This is a genomic window from Gilliamella sp. Pas-s25 (assembly GCF_009795885.1).
GTDB lineage: Bacteria > Pseudomonadota > Gammaproteobacteria > Enterobacterales > Orbaceae > Gilliamella.
The window spans coordinates 67757-85429 of the sequence record NZ_WTEV01000007.1 but is presented as its reverse complement, the minus strand read 5'-3'; the positions used below and the strand labels follow the sequence as shown (position 1 = coordinate 85429).

The 17673-nt window shown below is 35.6% G+C and carries 13 protein-coding genes and 1 pseudogene; 4 read left to right on the top strand and 10 right to left on the bottom strand.

The features are described from left to right. Positions 1-6 precede the first annotated feature (6 nt). From dusB to GQ593_RS14185, 4 genes are read right to left on the bottom strand one after another with little or no spacing between them, the layout of a single operon-like run. A complete protein-coding gene (gene dusB, locus GQ593_RS05120; RefSeq protein ID WP_160431081.1) occupies positions 7-1014 on the bottom strand; it encodes a tRNA dihydrouridine synthase DusB in 1008 nt (335 codons plus the stop codon). Positions 1015-1050: 36 nt separating this feature from the next. After that, a complete protein-coding gene (gene prmA, locus GQ593_RS05115; protein WP_160431080.1) occupies positions 1051-1917 on the bottom strand; it encodes a 50S ribosomal protein L11 methyltransferase in 867 nt (288 codons plus the stop codon). After that, complete coding sequence (gene panF, locus GQ593_RS05110) at positions 1892-3343, bottom strand: sodium/pantothenate symporter (RefSeq protein WP_160431079.1); 1452 nt, start codon at positions 3341-3343, stop codon at positions 1892-1894. The genes prmA and panF overlap by 26 nt, the downstream gene beginning before the upstream one ends. A gap of 7 nt (positions 3344-3350) precedes the next feature. Continuing rightward, a complete protein-coding gene (locus GQ593_RS14185) occupies positions 3351-3587 on the bottom strand; it encodes a YhdT family protein (RefSeq protein WP_160431078.1) in 237 nt (78 codons plus the stop codon). 173 nt (positions 3588-3760) lie between these two features. On the opposite strand from GQ593_RS14185, the gene ilvC reads away from it, so the two are divergent. After that, on the top strand, positions 3761-5239 hold the full coding sequence (gene ilvC, locus GQ593_RS05100; RefSeq protein WP_160431077.1) for a ketol-acid reductoisomerase: 1479 nt from the start codon (positions 3761-3763) through the stop codon (positions 5237-5239). Between the two features lie 253 nt (positions 5240-5492). Continuing rightward, positions 5493-6065: a cell division protein ZapC gene (locus GQ593_RS05095; protein WP_160431076.1), complete on the top strand. Its 573-nt coding sequence runs from the start codon at positions 5493-5495 to the stop codon at positions 6063-6065. A 42-nt stretch (positions 6066-6107) separates the two neighbouring features. Here the strand turns inward: GQ593_RS05095 and GQ593_RS05090 are convergent, their stop codons facing one another. After that, positions 6108-7214 carry a YcbX family protein gene (locus GQ593_RS05090; protein ID WP_160431075.1) on the bottom strand — a complete coding sequence of 369 codons (1107 nt, stop codon included), beginning with the start codon at positions 7212-7214 and terminating at the stop codon, positions 6108-6110. A 66-nt stretch (positions 7215-7280) separates the two neighbouring features. Further along, positions 7281-7766: a transcription elongation factor GreB gene (gene greB, locus GQ593_RS05085; protein WP_160431074.1), complete on the bottom strand. Its 486-nt coding sequence runs from the start codon at positions 7764-7766 to the stop codon at positions 7281-7283. A 44-nt stretch (positions 7767-7810) separates the two neighbouring features. On the opposite strand from greB, the pseudogene GQ593_RS05080 reads away from it, so the two are divergent. Together GQ593_RS05080 and GQ593_RS05075 are read left to right on the top strand one after the other, a co-directional pair. Then, positions 7811-9977, top strand: a pseudogene (locus GQ593_RS05080) (Tex family protein); the annotation flags it as partial. Between the two features lie 411 nt (positions 9978-10388). Next, on the top strand, positions 10389-11933 hold the full coding sequence (locus GQ593_RS05075) for a hypothetical protein (RefSeq protein ID WP_160431072.1): 1545 nt from the start codon (positions 10389-10391) through the stop codon (positions 11931-11933). Between the two features lie 208 nt (positions 11934-12141). Here GQ593_RS05075 and ushA read toward each other — a convergent pair whose 3' ends face one another. The 4 genes from ushA to GQ593_RS05055 all read right to left on the bottom strand — a co-directional run bounded on the left by ushA (position 12142) and on the right by GQ593_RS05055 (position 17652). Beyond that, complete coding sequence (gene ushA, locus GQ593_RS05070) at positions 12142-13824, bottom strand: bifunctional UDP-sugar hydrolase/5'-nucleotidase UshA (protein ID WP_160431071.1); 1683 nt, start codon at positions 13822-13824, stop codon at positions 12142-12144. A gap of 29 nt (positions 13825-13853) precedes the next feature. Next, positions 13854-15155 carry a pyrimidine-nucleoside phosphorylase gene (locus tag GQ593_RS05065; protein WP_160431070.1) on the bottom strand — a complete coding sequence of 434 codons (1302 nt, stop codon included), beginning with the start codon at positions 15153-15155 and terminating at the stop codon, positions 13854-13856. Between the two features lie 94 nt (positions 15156-15249). Continuing rightward, on the bottom strand, positions 15250-15645 hold the full coding sequence (locus tag GQ593_RS05060) for a cytidine deaminase (RefSeq protein WP_160402586.1): 396 nt from the start codon (positions 15643-15645) through the stop codon (positions 15250-15252). Between the two features lie 33 nt (positions 15646-15678). Then, the gene (locus tag GQ593_RS05055) at positions 15679-17652 is read right to left on the bottom strand and encodes a bifunctional 2',3'-cyclic-nucleotide 2'-phosphodiesterase/3'-nucleotidase (protein ID WP_160431069.1); all 1974 of its coding nucleotides are present in this window, start codon (positions 17650-17652) and stop codon (positions 15679-15681) included. Positions 17653-17673: the final 21 nt, after the last annotated feature.

The following is a 17673-nucleotide window of genomic DNA, read 5'->3' as shown; positions in this document are numbered from 1 at the left end:
GTATTCTTAACTCTTTGGGTTGTTTCTAATTTGACTAAAAAATGCTTTTAGAGTGTTTACTTGCTCACTTGTATTGCTAAGTACACTAAATAAGCGCCTGAATTGATCGCTGTCAGCATAATTCTTGGTATACCAATTTACATGCTTTCTGGCAATCCTTAATCCTTTGTATTCTCCATAAAATTGATAAAGTTCATCAAGATGTGACAATACAACTTGTTCTACTTCATCAATACTTTTATTTTTCTGTAACTGTCCATGTGTTAAATAGAATGCAATTTCTTCAAATATCCAAGGTCGCCCCTGTGCCGCTCGGCCGATCATTATAGCATCAGCTTGCGTATATTGAAAAACATCTTTTGCCTGTTCAGGTGTACAAATATCCCCATTGGCAATTACAGGAATTGTAACTTTTTCTTTCACTGCCTTAATAGAATCATATTCCGCCACACCATTGAATAAGCAAGCACGTGTTCTTCCATGAATAGTAATTGCCTTTATGCCACAGTCCTGTGCAATTTGTGCGATTTCTATGCAATTTCTATGATCTTTATTCCATCCAGTCCGCGTTTTTAATGTTACCGGAACATCAACTGCACCGACAACTTTCTGCAAAATTTTTTTAATAAGTTCTGGATACTGCATTAAAGCAGATCCTGCCAACTTTTTATTGACCTTTTTAGCTGGGCAACCCATATTGATATCAATCAATTGAGCGCCATGTTTGACGTTAAATTCTGCAGCTCTAGCCATTTCGTCGGGATCAGAACCAACAATTTGTACTGCACGAACACCAATATCCTCGCTTGCAACCATCCGCAGAGCTGATTTATCGGTATGCCAAACATCCGAATTTGCTAAAAACATTTCTGAAACTGTCATACCAGCACCAAACTGATAGCACAAATTACGAAATGGTTTATCGCTGATTCCAGCCATTGGCGCAGCAATTAAATTATTTTTTAATTTAATTTCACCAATGTTAAGCAAATTAAGGCCGGCTATATTACGCATTTTTTCTCTAACTTAAAAGGGGGTAACGTTATTTTTTTAAATTTTTTTACCAGTAATGCGACACCACTCTTCCTGTTCAATAACAGGATCTAATGTAAAATGAGGTTTATAAGCCATGCAAACACTTGGTGATTGAGTTGCTAAAATACCCGATAAGCCTAGCTTACCTTGAGGTTTTACTAATTTGCTTATATGTGGTTCAAGTTCTTTTAATGGACCGGCTAAAATATTGGCAACAAGAATATCAGCTTGTAAATTATCAGGGACATCTTTTGATAAATAAAGTTCTAACTTTTCGCTGACATCATTACGCTGCGCATTGTCACGGCTAGCTTGAATGGCTTGAGGATCAATATCGATACCAATTACTCGCTTTGCGCCTAATTTAAGTGCTGCAATTGCCAAAATACCAGACCCACAACCGTAATCAATTACTAGTTTATCTTTCAGATCTAAACTATCCAGCCAAGTTAAACATAATGCAGTTGTAGGATGAGTGCCTGTGCCAAAAGCTAAACCAGGATCTAACATAACATTGACTGCATTTGCATCCGGTACATCGCGCCAACTTGGGCAAATCCAAAGTCGCTTACCAAATTGCATAGGATGAAAGTTATCCATCCATTCACGTTCCCAGTCTTTATCTTCTAGTTGTTCAATCTTATAAGAATATTGAGCAAGATTTAGTATAGCTTTTAATTCATTGATATCCGTTTGAGCATCATATAGGCCAATGACATCGGTATTACCCCAAAGTTTTGTTTCGCCTGGTAATGGTTCAAAAACAGGATTATCATAAGTGTCTTGAAACGTGACTGATGCAGCTCCTGACTCTTCTAATTGTTCGCTAATTTTTTCGGCATGATCGTTAGTTGTATTAATTCTGAGTTGAATCCAAGGCATAATTTTTTCCTGCGCTACCAAACATATTGGCAATGATAAACACCACCAATCCAATAATTAAGGATGGGATAATCGGATGAAAAGCATAAAGCTTTATATTATAAGCCGCCAATAAAATATAGCTTATTGCGCCGGCAAACATAGAACATAACGCACCTGTTGAATTGGCTTTTTTCCAATAAAGTCCAAGCACTAATGGCCATAAAAATACCGCTTCAAGCCCACCAAATGCAAGTAAATTTAGCCATATAATCATATCGGGTGGGTTCCAAGCTGCTAAAATAAGTAATCCACCAAAAATAAAGGTGATGATAACAGATATGCGCGTTAACATTTTATCACTATAGCTTTTGTTATGCTTCATGCTTAAAAATAGGTCTTTAATAATCACTGATGAAACTTGTAGTAACTGGGCATTAATTGTTGACATAATTGCGGCAAGCGGAGCAGCTAAAAAGATACCAGCCGCTAATGGTGGCATGATGTTAATTATTAGGGTAGGAACGATTTGATCTGGAACTGTTAAATCACTAATAATCGCTCTACCAAGCGCACCAGATAGGTGCATGGTCAACATAATGACTGTGACAACAATCGTACCAATGATAATGCCTTGATGTACGGCTTTACTATCTTTGTACGCCATGCAACGAACCGCTGTATGAGGTAAACCAACTACGGCAAAGCAGACTAAAACCCAAAATGATGCCATAAAAGGAAAGTCCATAAAATTGCTAGGGCCTTGTGGTGTGAGTAGTGCAGGATCGATTTCATTTAAACGATGAATAATTGCTGTTATACCCCCACCAGCATAGATAATCGCTGTTAATAGCAAGATAGCACCAATTATCATTACTAGACCTTGGAAGGCATCATTTAAAATACTCGCTCTAAAGCCACCAAAAGCGGTATAAATAACGGTACCAATACCAAAAATTAATAATCCGATATCGTAAGAAATGCCAACCGACGATTCCAATAATCGTGCACCACCAACAAATTGTACTGTCATAGCGCCAATAAAAGCAACAACTAATGCAATACTAGCAAGCCAAACTATGGCTTTACTTTTATAGTGTGCATAAAGCATATCACTTAAGGTTATTGCATTATATTTACGTGCTAAAATGGCGAATTTTTTGCCTAAAATACCAAGTGAAAGTAGTACCGTTGGGACTTGGATCATCGACAATAACACCCAACCAAGACCAAATTTATAGGCTGCACCAGGGCCACCAATGAAAGAGCTGGCACTAATATAAGTTGCAGCTAATGTCATGGCAAGTAAAAATCCACCCATGGTTCTATTGCCGATAAAGTAATCAGTAAATTGATTCACCTTTTTGCGTTTCATATAAGCATATATTGATAAAGCAAACACGAAAATAAGGTAGATGACAAGCGGTACAATAATATCCAAATGCATTGTTTTATCACTTAATTTGTTCTAATGAAATGTTTTTGAATTGAAATTTTACAACCACCCAGCAAAGTAATACAAAACCAAAAGGTACCATGATGCAAGATAGTTCAAACCACAATGGAAGACCTAAACATCCTATATTATCGCTAACGCAGTAAGCACAAACAATCCATCCAAGAAGATAAATAAAAGTTAACAATAACGAAAGTTTAGCTTCTTTATTAGCTTGTTTATATCGAGCATCCATATTGATTGATTGATAAATTGGGGGTGGCTTAGATTAAAAGAAAGTATTTAACTTAGCAAGTTTATTGCAATTTATGCAATATTGTATTTTAAATATATCAATTTTCGCAATATAAAAAGTACTATATAGTGATTGATAGTCGATTATGAATAACCCAACGCTTGGAGAGAATAATGTCAAACTATTTTAATACACTCAATTTACGCGAAAAATTAGAACAATTAGGTCAATGCCGTTTTATGGCTCGTGATGAATTTGCAACAGAAGCTAATTTTTTAAAAGGTAAAAAAATTGTTATTGTTGGTTGCGGTGCACAAGGTCTTAATCAAGGTCTTAATATGCGTGATTCAGGTTTAGATATATCTTATGCATTACGTAAAGAAGCGATTGCTGAAAAACGAGCATCATGGAAAAAGGCAACTGAAAATGGTTTTAAAGTAGGAAGTTATGAAGAATTAATTCCAACTGCTGATCTTGTTATTAACTTAACGCCTGACAAGCAACATTCTGCTGTGGTGCAAGCAATCCAACCACTAATGAAACAAGGCGCAGCACTTGGCTATTCACATGGTTTTAATATTGTTGAAGTAGGCGAAAAGATCCGTTCTGATATTACCGTTGTTATGGTAGCACCAAAATGCCCAGGGACTGAAGTGCGTGAAGAGTATAAACGTGGCTTTGGTGTACCGACCCTGATCGCCGTTCATCCAGAAAACGATCCGAAAGGTGAGGGTTTAGCAATCGCTAAAGCATGGGCCGCAGCAACCGGTGGACATCGTGCAGGTGTTTTACAATCATCATTTGTTGCCGAAGTTAAATCAGACTTAATGGGTGAACAAACAATACTTTGTGGTATGTTACAAACTGGATCGTTACTTTGTTTTGATAAATTGGTTGCAGATGGTGTCGATCCTGCTTATGCATGTAAATTGCTTCAATTTGGTTGGGAAACAATCACTGAAGCGTTAAAACAAGGTGGAATTACCTTAATGATGGATCGTTTATCAAATCCGGCTAAATTAAGGGCAAACGCTTTAGCAAAAGAATTAAAAGTGATCATGACTGATCTTTATCGCAAACATATGGATGATATTATATCTGGTGAATTTTCATCAACCATGATGAAAGACTGGGCAAATGATGATGTTAACCTACTTAAATGGCGTAAAGAAACTGGCGAAACCGCATTTGAAAAAGCAGCTGAATATCAAGGTAAAATTGATGAACAAGCTTACTTTGATCAAGGTGTCGTTATGGTTGCAATGGTTAAAGCTGGTGTTGAACTTGCATTCGAAACGATGCTTGAGTCAGGCATTTTACCTGAATCAGCTTATTATGAATCGTTACATGAATTACCACTCATTGCTAATACTATTGCGCGTAAACGTCTATATGAAATGAATGTGGTGATTTCTGACACAGCTGAGTATGGTAACTATCTATTTGCTAATGCCGCTGTACCGCTATTAAAAGAAAAATTTATGCCAATGTTACAACCGGGTGATCTTGGTAAAGCAATTCCTGAAGGTAGCATTGATAATGCTCAATTACGCGATGTAAACGAAGAAATTCGTAATCATCCAATAGAAAAAATTGGACGCAAACTCCGTAGCTATATGACTGATATGAAACGTATTAATGTTGCAAGCTAAACCATAATTTATGACTAAATGGCAGGGTGCTGAAAAGCACCTTTTTTTATGTGTAGAGTTTGCTATAAAAAAGCGATCGAAAAGGATCAAAATTAGATCTAACTTATATTTTTCGGATCCTTTCAGTTATAATTTAAAATTTTTAAAAATTATATAATTAAATAATTTTTATTTTAAATTTTTATTTATTTTTTATCTAATTTATGTTATCTTTTTGGCCAAATTTAGTTCAATTAACGAGGATGATACATCAATGAAAATGGCTTTTCGGCCGACTGATTGTTGGCGTTGGTATTTTGACAGCGAATACGATAGCCTAATGCTTGAAGTTTCATCTGAAATGTTATTCCGTTCTTGTTATCCAAGTAAAATGCTAATTCCTGATGTTTTTTGTGAATTTTCATTTTCTGTTAGCGATGCAACATCTTATTATCAATTTCATGATAGTTGCCAGTCGCTTAATTTGACGGATGCACAAAAAATTGAATTATCCATTAATGCTATTGTTGCGGCTAATTTTTTAAAACCTCAAATGCCTAAAAGCTGGTACTTTTCTCAACAGCCAATGTTATACGTTCCAAAAGTTGCCGATGTTGTCGAGGTGAGTTTACAAGAAGGTGGACAAAAGGTTTGTTTGATGATTGTCGAGGCGGGTGAAAATGCTTCGCTTTGTATTATTGCGCAACCCTCTTTTGTTGCTATGAACAAGACGTTCAGTTTTTCTGAAGCTATTAAAGTCATGAATGACAGATTAAAGCCTATGTCGCAATCTTTATCTGAGCAGATGGGATTGGTAGAACATTGTGAATTAGAAGCTATTTCTTAATAGCAAAAAATCGAAATAAGTAGCATAGTTGTCATATCAGTTTCATCCTTTTTTGGATGATTCGATAGTAATATCTCCTTTAGGAATGCAGCTACAGGCTAAAATTCGATTATTACGTTTTACAGCTGACTGAGTTAATGCATTTATTTCTCCCTTTTTCAAAACAACTAAGCAACGCCCACAAACACCTGAACGACAGGAATATGGTAATGCTAGTTTATGTTGTTCTAACTGCTCTAAAATGGTTTGTTTATTATTACCTTTAATAGTTTTACCTTCAAAAGTAATTGTGCAAAGTTGTGTTTTACTTTTTATTTCTGCGGGAAAGGTTTTTATATAGTTTTTGGCTACTTGCCTTTCTAATATCTCTATTTTATCGTGAATCGAAATGGTGCCACGATTTCGGGCAATCATATTCATACCGAAATCAATTTGACCTTGTTCATCAGCTCTAAAATATCGTAATGTATTAAGCGGTTCATTATTGGCTAATGGTTTTACTGAATTGACATCAATTGTTGTTAGTACACAGCGAGTACAAGGTTTAACGATATCAAAAATCACCTCGCCAATTTTGATTGTCTTCCAACCATCTTCAGCAAAAGGGAGTGCTCCTTGAATAATAATATTACCTCGAAATTGCCTAATATCGAGTTGTTCAGGGCATTGATGTTGTAAATAATTAAATGAAGCTTTGTTTAATAACAAATAAGGATAACCATCAGCAAAACTAACAGGTACTTCTGGGTAGCGTTTTGTTCGACGAGTTAATTGTTGCCCAACCCATCGTAATTGCACGTCTTTGTGTAGAATTTGGCTGAAAAATTGATTTACTCGTATGGGAGCAATTTGCGAGGTGAAATGATTTCCCCAAACTTCGGTCGGCTCATTACTTAATGAAAACTCATCAAGTTTGAATTTTATCATTTTTGTCGAAGATAGCGAAACGTATACTTCATTTTTTACTATGAATGTTTTGAATTTCAAAAGTTCAGGGTATTGCCTTGCAGTAATGAATGAACCATCGGGTTCACTAAGCATCAAAATACGATCGTGTTCAAAGCCCCCATCGCCAATATTTGCCTCTGTTAGCGGTATGCCTTGCATCGATTTGATTGGATAGATATAGAACTGATCAATGAAAATCATAATAAATTAAATTAATTATCAATATGTTAGTATGATTATATACTTAATGTTTAATAATTTATATAGTTAAACCTCTAACTTTGTGTAGCTGATCTCTACAATATAATAAAACATTTTGCCATTTGGGGTGATAACGGTTATTTCATCATCAACTTTATGTCCTATTAGTGCTCTTGCGACAGGGCTGTTGATAGATATCCAATTTTTTTTAGGATTAAACTCATCAGCCCCTACAATGCGATAAACGTGTAGATTTCCATTTTCATCTTCTAATTTTATCCATGCACCAAAAAATACTTTACCCTCTTGTCTTGGATCTGGATCGATAATAGTTAATGATTCTAATCGTTTGGTAAGAAAACGAACTCGTCTATCGATTTCTCTGAGTCTTCGTTTACCATAGATATATTCGGCATTTTCACTGCGATCTCCAAGCGCTGCAGCATCTGATACCGCTTGGGTTACTTTAGGCCTTTCTTCTTTCCATAAATATTTTAGCTCACGATCGAGTGCTAAATAGCCTTCTCTTGTTATATAATTAGCTTTTTGCATGTTGAAGATAAATTCCGTTAATTGACAAAATATTCAGAGATACCATGATAAATAATCAAATTAGTCATATTATAGCTGGTGAACTTATAGTAAAACCAGAACAAGTTTTAGCTGCGATTCAATTATTAGACGAAGGCAGTACTGTTCCATTTATTGCTCGATATCGAAAAGAGGTAACAGGTGGGCTTGATGATACCCAATTACGTACTCTTGATAGCCGATTAAGCTATTTACGTGAACTTGAAGATCGCAAAAAAACGATTTTAAAGTCCATTGAAGATCAAGGTAAATTAACGCCAGTATTAAGTGAACGTATTGTATCAACGTTGAGTAAAACCGAACTTGAAGATCTTTATTTGCCATATAAACCTAAGCGCCGTACTCGCGGTCAAATTGCCATTGAAGCGGGTCTTGAACCACTTGCCGATGACTTATGGCAAAATCCTGCATTAAATCCAGAAATCGAAGCAGAAAAATATCTCAATGTAGATAAAGGTATTACTGATACAAAATCAGCTTTAGATGGTGCGCGTTATATTTTAATGGAAAAATTTGCTGAAGATGCGACATTACTGGCAAAAGTACGTCATTATCTTTGGAATAACGCTCATTTAGTTTCACAAGTGGTGAGTGGCAAAGAAGAAGAGGGGGCAAAATTCCGAGATTATTTTTCGCAAAGCGAACTTATTTCTAAAGTTCCATCTCATCGTGCATTAGCTATGTTCCGAGGGCGAAATGAAGGCTATTTACTGCTCTCGTTAAATGCCGATCCACAATTTGAAGAGCCACCAAAAGAAAGTTATTGTGAACAAATTATCACTGAATATTTAGGTGTTCATTTTAATGATCAGCCAGGGGATAAATGGCGCAAAGCCGTTATTAATTGGACATGGCGCATTAAAATTTTAATGCATATGGAAACTGAATTAATGACAACATTACGAGAACGCGCCGAAGAAGAAGCGATTAATGTATTTGCTGCCAACTTGCATGATATGTTAATGGCAGCTCCGGCGGGTATGAAAGTGACTATGGGTATGGATCCAGGGTTACGTACTGGGGTCAAAATAGCGGTTGTTGATGCAACTGGCAAATTAGTTGCGACTGAAACAATTTATCCACATACTGGGCAAGCCGATAAAGCCGCTATGATGGTGGCAGCGCTTTGTATCAAATACCAAGTTGAATTAGTTGCTATTGGCAATGGTACGGCTTCGCGCGAAACTGAGCGTTTTTACCTTGATGTTCAAAAAAAATACCCAGAGGTCAAAGCGCAAAAAGTGATTGTTAGCGAAGCTGGAGCGTCAGTGTATTCAGCATCCGAACTTGCGGCGCAAGAGTTTCCTGATCTTGATGTATCGATTCGAGGTGCGGTATCTATTGCTAGGCGTTTACAAGACCCATTGGCAGAGCTTGTTAAAATTGATCCTAAATCAATTGGTGTGGGTCAATATCAGCATGATGTAAGCCAAACTCAGTTAGCTAAAAAACTTGATGCAGTTGTTGAAGATGGTGTAAATGCCGTTGGTGTTAATTTGAATACCGCCTCAATGATGCTACTTGCACGTATTGCTGGACTTAATAAAGTGATTGCCCAAAATATCATTGATTGGCGTAATGAAAATGGACAATTTACCGACCGTAAGCAGTTATTAAAAGTATCACGCTTAGGTCCTAAAGCATTTGAGCAGTGTGCTGGTTTTTTACGGATTATGGATGGTAAAAATCCACTTGATGCATCAGCGGTTCATCCAGAGGCTTATCCTGTCGTAGAGCGAATTTTAGAAAAAAATCATAAATCATTAAAAGAGATTTTAGGTGATACAAATTACTTAAAATCGCTTAACGCAGTTGATTATGTTGATGACCATTTTGGCGTTCCAACTGTAACTGATATTATTAAAGAGCTCGATAAACCAGGACGTGATCCAAGGCCTGAATTTAAAACCGCTCAATTTGCTGATGATATCGAAACGATGGAAGATCTAAAAGTTGGCATGATTATGGAAGGTTCGGTAACCAATGTAACCAACTTTGGTGCTTTTGTGGATATTGGGGTGCACCAAGATGGTTTAGTGCATATTTCGGCACTCTCAGATAAGTTTGTTGACGATCCAAGAACAGTGGTAAAAGCTGGTGATATTGTTAAAGTGAAAGTGATTGAAGTTGATATTCCACGCAAACGTATCGCTTTATCAATGCGGTTAAATGATCCTGCTATTTCGAAAGCTGACAATCGTCAATCTATTAATAAAGGGAGCGTCAATAATACTCAAAAAACGCATACATCGTCTAGCGTCAATAATGCGATGGGTAATGCATTTGCTGCCGCGTTTAAAAAAAATAAATAAACAACATGTTAAAAATTAAGGGACGATTGTCCCTATTTTTTTATTAAAGTCTTTCCGATATATAGCTATTTTAATATTGAATATTATCAATATGAATTTTAGTTTTTTAGCAAAAATCATCAATAACAATCTGTCCAAATATTGTTCTAGAACAGATAAGAAAAATGAGCAAACTTATCACCTTACCTAAATCATGTTACAATCAAAAATGGATTATTTCTTAAAAGATTTATCAGAAATAAAAGTAATAGGAAAAGGACTATCAAAAACAATGAAAAAATATTTTAATGTTGTTCCACTGACATTATTGGTTATGCTGTCAGGATGTGATAAAAGTAAAGTAAAATTAACGGAAGAAATTAAAGCAACACTGGAAGATCAAGACAAACCAATTTGTTTCTATCTAGGCAAAGTAACATTCCCTTACCTTAAAAAAGATCTCAGTTATCCAGCAAACGAACGATCGGAAGTGTGGATAAACAACGAATTAAATCGGCGATTAGAAGTTTTTACGAGCTTAGGTTTATTAGACTGTTCACTAGATGCTAACAACCAAACATCAACCTATCAATTAGCTAAATTAAACAGTGACACAAAATTTAAAAAAGGTAGTTTTTGTTTTGGACAAGTGACTTTAGATAAACTATTTGTTTTAGATATTAGCAATAATGTAAATTCATTTGCAACAGTCACTTATACTATTAAACAAATTCCTTCTTGGGTTAATAATGATATTTTTAAACAATATTTTTATGCTGGAGAGTTAGACGAAAATAAAAAAGGTGCGCATTTTGCCTATAGTTACCCTAAACTCATCGATGGGCAATTTCCAAATCAAATATCGTCTAGTATTAAGTTAGCTAAATTGGTCAATGGTGGGTTTATCTTTGATAACGATGATTCAGTAAGACAGTCATTTTTTTATAGTGAAGATGAGAACAAATGGGATCAGGAACATTTTACTTATGCATATTACGATAAAGAAAAAGTAGCAAAAATAAGAAAATATTTTTTTTCATATAATCGCATCATTAATGATTGGGGTATAGAATCAGATCCCGTATTATTTGCAAAAACAAATCCTTCAGAAAATTTAGCTCGCTCAACTAACCAAGTTGTAATGTATTACTTTTTTGATCATGCCCTTACCCAAAATCGTATCAAGTCGGCAACAGGTAATATAAAAAATAAGTTATTGGGTCAATACCAAAACTTGCTGAATAATGGTGGTAGCTCTGTTTTTGAAATGAATTTCGATGATAGTGGGTTAGTTACTTCTTTTGTTGATACAAATAAAGGTTATAATTATGTAATGAAGCGTAGTATTGTCGCTTCTGACGATTTAGAAACAGAACGAACGAGCTGGAAGTTTTATGATGATTTTACCATGTCTTTGCCTAGCCAAGATCAAAACTATCTTAATCCATTTGCAACCGATAATTATAATAAAACCGATTTATTTGATATTTTCCAAACAGACTACAGCACAAAATTTGTTCAAAGAATGGGTGAGTTAGATAAACTCCGCTCTGTTTATGTCGGTTACGATGATGAAGATAAGATACTATTTTTTGATAATAATATGACATTTCAATATAATAATAAAAATCAGTTGATTTCTAGAGTGATCGAGAATTACACATATACTATGGAGTATAATAAACAAGGTCAGCTAATCAAATTAAAAAAATATTTTGATAACAACAAGAAAGCAACTCTTGAGTGTCAATTTTCTAAACATAATGAAAAAGGTGATTGGATAGTTAAAGAGTGTGATGATCACATGATAACTACACGAACTATTGAATATTATTAATAAATTTCATGATATTTGGATAAGTTACTAAATAATACTCATTCAATATTAAACACAACAAAAAAACTGTAGTGCCAACAATGGGGTATAAACCTTGAATACGGCACTACAGCTATGTTAGCTTAATTACGATTACCGAATAATAGGGTGATTATTCTCGAACAATGTATCCCTAATAAATATTTACGCTCAGGCATCCTTAAATAATTTAGTTGTGTATAAATTGTGTTGGTTCATAATCAGATGCATTAATAGGTGAATGTTCCTCAAAATATTGTTTTACGACATCAGCATCTCGATAACCAGTATCTACATAAGTTGGTGAAGTATTGGTTATTGGATAACTATCACCACCAGCTGCTAAAAAATCTAGTGTAGCAATACGATATGATTTTTGTAAATCAATGGGTTCATTTTTAATTTTTACATCTTTAATGTTATCGCCATATCGTGTTAGGGTGATATTTTTCATGTGTGGATATCCACCCGAACCTTGTTTTTTATTGAGTGCTATTTTTAGGTAATCGATTAATTCGCTACCAGTCAATTCAAAATAAACAACACTATTACCAAAAGGCTCAACTTTTAGGATGTCGCGATAAGTAATATTACCTTCAATTAATGAATCGCGAATCATGCCACCAGACATAATGCCAATGTCAGCCTTGGTTTTTTCAACAAAAGCACTGAGTAACAACTGTCCCATATTACTTTGTTGATATCTTACAACATTGCGATCACCTTCAAGGCGACCGATTAATTCACCACTTTTAACCAGTAATTGTTGTTTACCTTGTTCTTGATAAGGTTTTAAATTTTCGAGTAATGTTTTATCTTGTAAGATCTCTTTAGTGTAATATTCAAGGCGTTTTGTACCGTCACCATTATCTATTTCTTTTTTTAAATTGATTGGAATTAACTGGTAATTTTGCAAAGTTATTTTGCCATTTAAAAAGATAAAATCAGCACGCCCAACATATTTACCCCATTCATGGGCTTGTACAATCCATGTGCCATTTTGTTTATCGGGTGCGCATGGAGTACCCGGTACATATTCGGTAATGCGTTTATTTGGGCTTGCCATACAAACAGGATTTTGTGAATGACCACCGACAATCATATCTAATTCGCCACTTTGCAAGCCTCGGGCTAATTCAACATCACCGGGTGCCATCGAGCCATGTTCACCATTTTCGTAATGTCCCATATGTGTAACGGCAATAATCATATCTGGACTTTCTGTCTTTTTTATTTGGGCAATAACTTTTTGTGCTTCGGGTAATGTTTTTCGAAATTCAACGCCATCAGTATTTTTGGGAGAGGCTAAAAAAATTGTATCATCTGTGGTTAATCCAAATACCGCTACTTTAATGCCATTTAAATCAAATATTTTGTAAGCATCAAAAACACGATTATCAGTACCTTTAAAGTAAGTATTGGCAGATAAAAATGGAAAATGGGCCCATTTTTGTTGTTCACGAATAACGGCTAAAGGGTGATCAAATTCATGATTACCCGCCGCCATTGCATCATATCCAACTTCATTCATACCCAAAAAATCTGGTTTGGCTTGAAGTACATCAGATTCAGGAACACCAGTATTAATATCACCACCAGATAGAAGTAACAACTTGCCACCTTTCGTGACTACCTCCTTTCTTATTTCATCAACAACTGTTTTTTGTGCAGCAAGACCATATTCACCGATATCATTTTGCCAAAAACGACCATGGTGGTCGTTAGTGTGTAAAATAGTAAATTTATAAGGCTTGTTTTTTTCCCAACTTGGTGTTGTTGATTGTATTGTTGGATCAGCCGCTATAGCGTTAACTGAAAATAGCCCCCAAACAACAAGCAGTGATATTTTTTTATAAAAATTTGAGTTATACATGGTGCATCCTAAATCCTTATTGCCAATGATTACTCAGTAATCACTTTATAAATCAATTGCGGTTCATTGGCACAATCACTAATAATAATATTGTCATATAATTTTTGCTTAATCGCATCAAGTTTATCTGTACTCGCATGAATGGTTAACAACGTTTCACCTTCGGCAACCTGATCGCCCACTTTTTTATGTAACACGATTCCAACTGCTGGATCAATAATATCCTCTTTGGTTGCGCGCCCAGCGCCTAGTTGCATTGCCGCAATACCAATTTGATCTGCAATAATTTTTGATACATAACCTGATTTAAGAGCCGGTAGAGCAATTTGGTAAGGTGCACTAGCCAGTTTTTCAGGATGATCAACAATTGAACTATCACCACCTTGTGCTTCAATTAAGGTTTTGAATTTCTCGATAGCTTTGCCATTTTTAATGACTTTTTGAAGTTTTGCTCTAGCTTCTTCCAAGGTTTTGGCTTTATTGGCAAGCACAACCATTTGGCTACCTAATGTTAAAACTAATTCAGTTAAATCAGCGGGGCCATGACCCTTTAAAGTATCAATGGCTTCTTTTATTTCTAGCGCATTACCAATTGCAAAACCAAGTGGTTGTGACATATCTGAGATGATTGCCATGGTTCTACGACCAATTTGGTTACCGATATTCACCATTTCATGGGCTAATTTTTCGGAGTCAGCCATATCTTTCATTAGCGCGCCATCACCAGTTTTGACATCCAGAACAATAGCATCAGCGCCAGCGGCTAATTTTTTGCTCATAATTGAGCTTGCAATAAGCGGAATAGAATTAACTGTTCCTGTTACATCCCGTAACGAGTATAGCTTTTTATCTGCTGGTGTTAGATTGCCAGATTGGCCAATCACGGCAAGGCCTTTATGATTAACTTGATTAATAAAATCTTGTTTACTTAGTTCAATTTTAAATCCTGGAATAGACTCAAATTTATCGGTGGTACCACCGGTGTGCCCAAGTCCACGTCCTGACATTTTAGCTACAGGCACATCTAAGGCTGCAACTAAAGGAGCAAGCACTAATGTTGTTGTATCGCCCACGCCACCTGTTGAATGCTTATCCACTTTAATGCCTTTAATTGAAGAAAGATCTACTGTATCGCCTGAATGCATCATTGCGCCGGTTAAATCTGCACACTCTTTTGATGTCATACCTTGATAGTAAATTGCCATTAATAAAGCACTAACTTGATAATCGGGAATTTTGCCGTCAGTGTAGTTTGTAATAAAAAATTGTATTTCCTCGGTTGATAGCGCTTTTCCGTCGCGTTTTTTTTCAATAATATCAACAAATCTCATAACGATACTCTCTTATATTGATAATAGGGTGAATCTTTAATTGTTAAATCACCCTAAGTGTAATGGCTTAATTAGGAAAATGATTAAGATTAAATTAGTCCAAATCACTTGGTGAAAAAGACCAAGGTAATAATTCTCCAACAGTGGTTTCCTGAATTTTACCGTTCATATTGGTCAAAATAACTGGCATATTTTTAGCACAAAACTCGCTAATAACTTGGCGACAAGCACCACAAGGTGAAATAGGTCCATCCGTATCACCAATTACCACCAATTTTTTGAACTTACGTTTACCTTCTGATACCGCTTTAAAAATCGCTGTGCGTTCTGCGCAGTTAGTTAAGCCGTAAGAGGCATTTTCAACATTGCAACCTAAAATTGCTTCATCATCTTCAGTAATGAGCACTGCGCCAACTTGAAATTTAGAATAAGGTACATAAGCTTTAGAACGTGCTGCTTTAGCAAGCTCAATTAGTTTTTCTATTTTCATATTTATAAATCCTTTAGGGCATAATAATACTAATTAATTTTGGATCTGAGTGTTAACCAATGATTGTAAATCAAGTCGATAAACCCCAAAACCTGAGGCATCTTTTTCGATAAAGTGAATAGGGTATATTGAATGTTTTTCAATATAATCTTTAGCTTCATCAGTTGGTGATGATTCAAAACGAATATCCAAATTGGTATCGCTAATTATTGGGGCAATTCGCCAATTATTGTCGACGGTAACTTCTACAGCGCCGTATTTTTGGGTGGTGTTGGTGATATAAGCTGAAAGAATCACTCTTAAATCATCAGGTGAATTAAATTTGACGTTTTTTTCACCTGTTCCCGGAAATATACCGCTATAAGCACGATAATTATTGGTGGCAATTAAAAATGTTTGGTTGGGATCAATCGGTTTTTGTTGATAAGTCAGATTCTTAATTCTTTCTGATGAAGGGTTAACTAACTGACAATTTGCATCATAACGCGGTGGTTTAGTGACATCTATTTGATAATTCACACCATCAATGGTATCGAAATTATAGGTTCTAAATTTGTCCCAATTAATCAAATATTGTGGTTGAGATGAATGGGAATCGATTTGGTTATAGACACTAGCTGAACATTCTAACCACTCTTTAACGTCTTTACCTGTCAGTTTTATAGCAGATAAAATATTCGGATAAAGGTAGATATCTGCCGCATTTCTAAATGACAAATTACCTTTTTTAACATCAACAAAAGCGCTGGGATCGTTTTTCCTGCCACCTGCTTTAAATGGTGCAATGGCCGATAAAACAGGTAATCCATCAAGGTCAGGATCGCCTTGAATAAATTGCTTAACGTAATCGATCTGCGCATCGCTAATAATTTGTAACGCAGAGCTATCTTCAACCAAGGCCAAATAACTAGTAATATCAATTGAAACCTTACCAATTGGTTTGCCAACAAATTCACGCGTACCTTGGTGATCTTCGGTTAGAATATCAATAATTTTGGGGTCTGCTTCAACTAGTGCTTTTTTATTTTTGACATCATAAATCGGTCTAGCTTCAGATTTGCCTGACGTCACTTGCCAATTAGATTTATCGCCATCAAGCACTAAATCCACCACGCCCAAATGGCTACCCCAATGTCCGGGCATAACAGCTGGCACATGATTAATGTTACCTGTTTTGATATCGGTATTTGGTAATGATTTAAACTCCTCGCTTGGGAACACGCCATGGGCATGGCCAAACATAATTGCATCAATACCTTTAACTTGACTTAAATAATAAACCGAATTTTCGGCTAAAGCTTTATAAGGTTCAGAAGAAACACCCGAATGGGGAATGGCAATAATGATATTAGCGCCTTGCTTTTTCATTTCTGGAACCAAGTGCTTGGCTGTTTCGGTAATGTCTTTAACTACAACTTTACCATCAAGATTAAGTTTGTCCCATTGCATAATTTGTGGTGGCACAAAGCCAATATAGCCAATTTTTATTGTTTGTTTATTGCCGCTTCTATCAACGACGGGGGTATCGACAATAAGATATTGCTTAAAGAACGGCTTATTGGTTTTAGCATCATAGACATTTGCATTAACATAAGGGAATTTAGCACCAGCAAGGCTTTTTTGTAAAAATTCCAAGCCAAAATTAAATTCATGATTACCAATATTACCAACAACATAATCAAGTGTATTGAGTGCCTTATAAACGGGGTGAATATCGCCATCATTAAGGCCTTTATGCACGGCATAATCAGCCATTGGGCTACCTTGAATCAGATCGCCATTATCCACAAGAACGCTATTTTTAACTTCACTTCTTGCTTGATGAATTAAATTGGCTGTTTTTACTAATCCAAATGTATCTATAGGTTGATCTTTAAAATAATCATAGTTCATCATATTACCATGTAAATCGGTGGTTTCTATAATTCTTAAATCAACCGTTGCAGCATTAGCAATACCGGAAATAAATAGGGGTAAAAAGGTCAGGATGCGTTTATTTTTTTTCATGCGAATCTCCTATTATTCTGC

Excerpts from the sequence above, each read along its gene's own strand:
- dusB (WP_160431081.1), bottom strand. The coding sequence starts at position 1,014 with ATGCGTAATATAGCCGGCCTTAATTTGCTTAACATTGGTGAAATTAAA.
- prmA (WP_160431080.1), bottom strand. The coding sequence starts at position 1,917 with ATGCCTTGGATTCAACTCAGAATTAATACAACTAACGATCATGCCGAA.
- panF (WP_160431079.1), bottom strand. The coding sequence starts at position 3,343 with ATGCATTTGGATATTATTGTACCGCTTGTCATCTACCTTATTTTCGTG.
- GQ593_RS14185 (WP_160431078.1), bottom strand. The coding sequence starts at position 3,587 with ATGGATGCTCGATATAAACAAGCTAATAAAGAAGCTAAACTTTCGTTA.
- ilvC (WP_160431077.1), top strand. The coding sequence starts at position 3,761 with ATGTCAAACTATTTTAATACACTCAATTTACGCGAAAAATTAGAACAA.
- GQ593_RS05095 (WP_160431076.1), top strand. The coding sequence starts at position 5,493 with ATGAAAATGGCTTTTCGGCCGACTGATTGTTGGCGTTGGTATTTTGAC.
- GQ593_RS05090 (WP_160431075.1), bottom strand. The coding sequence starts at position 7,214 with ATGATTTTCATTGATCAGTTCTATATCTATCCAATCAAATCGATGCAA.
- greB (WP_160431074.1), bottom strand. The coding sequence starts at position 7,766 with ATGCAAAAAGCTAATTATATAACAAGAGAAGGCTATTTAGCACTCGAT.
- GQ593_RS05075 (WP_160431072.1), top strand. The coding sequence starts at position 10,389 with ATGAAAAAATATTTTAATGTTGTTCCACTGACATTATTGGTTATGCTG.
- ushA (WP_160431071.1), bottom strand. The coding sequence starts at position 13,824 with ATGTATAACTCAAATTTTTATAAAAAAATATCACTGCTTGTTGTTTGG.
- GQ593_RS05065 (WP_160431070.1), bottom strand. The coding sequence starts at position 15,155 with ATGAGATTTGTTGATATTATTGAAAAAAAACGCGACGGAAAAGCGCTA.
- GQ593_RS05060 (WP_160402586.1), bottom strand. The coding sequence starts at position 15,645 with ATGAAAATAGAAAAACTAATTGAGCTTGCTAAAGCAGCACGTTCTAAA.
- GQ593_RS05055 (WP_160431069.1), bottom strand. The coding sequence starts at position 17,652 with ATGAAAAAAAATAAACGCATCCTGACCTTTTTACCCCTATTTATTTCC.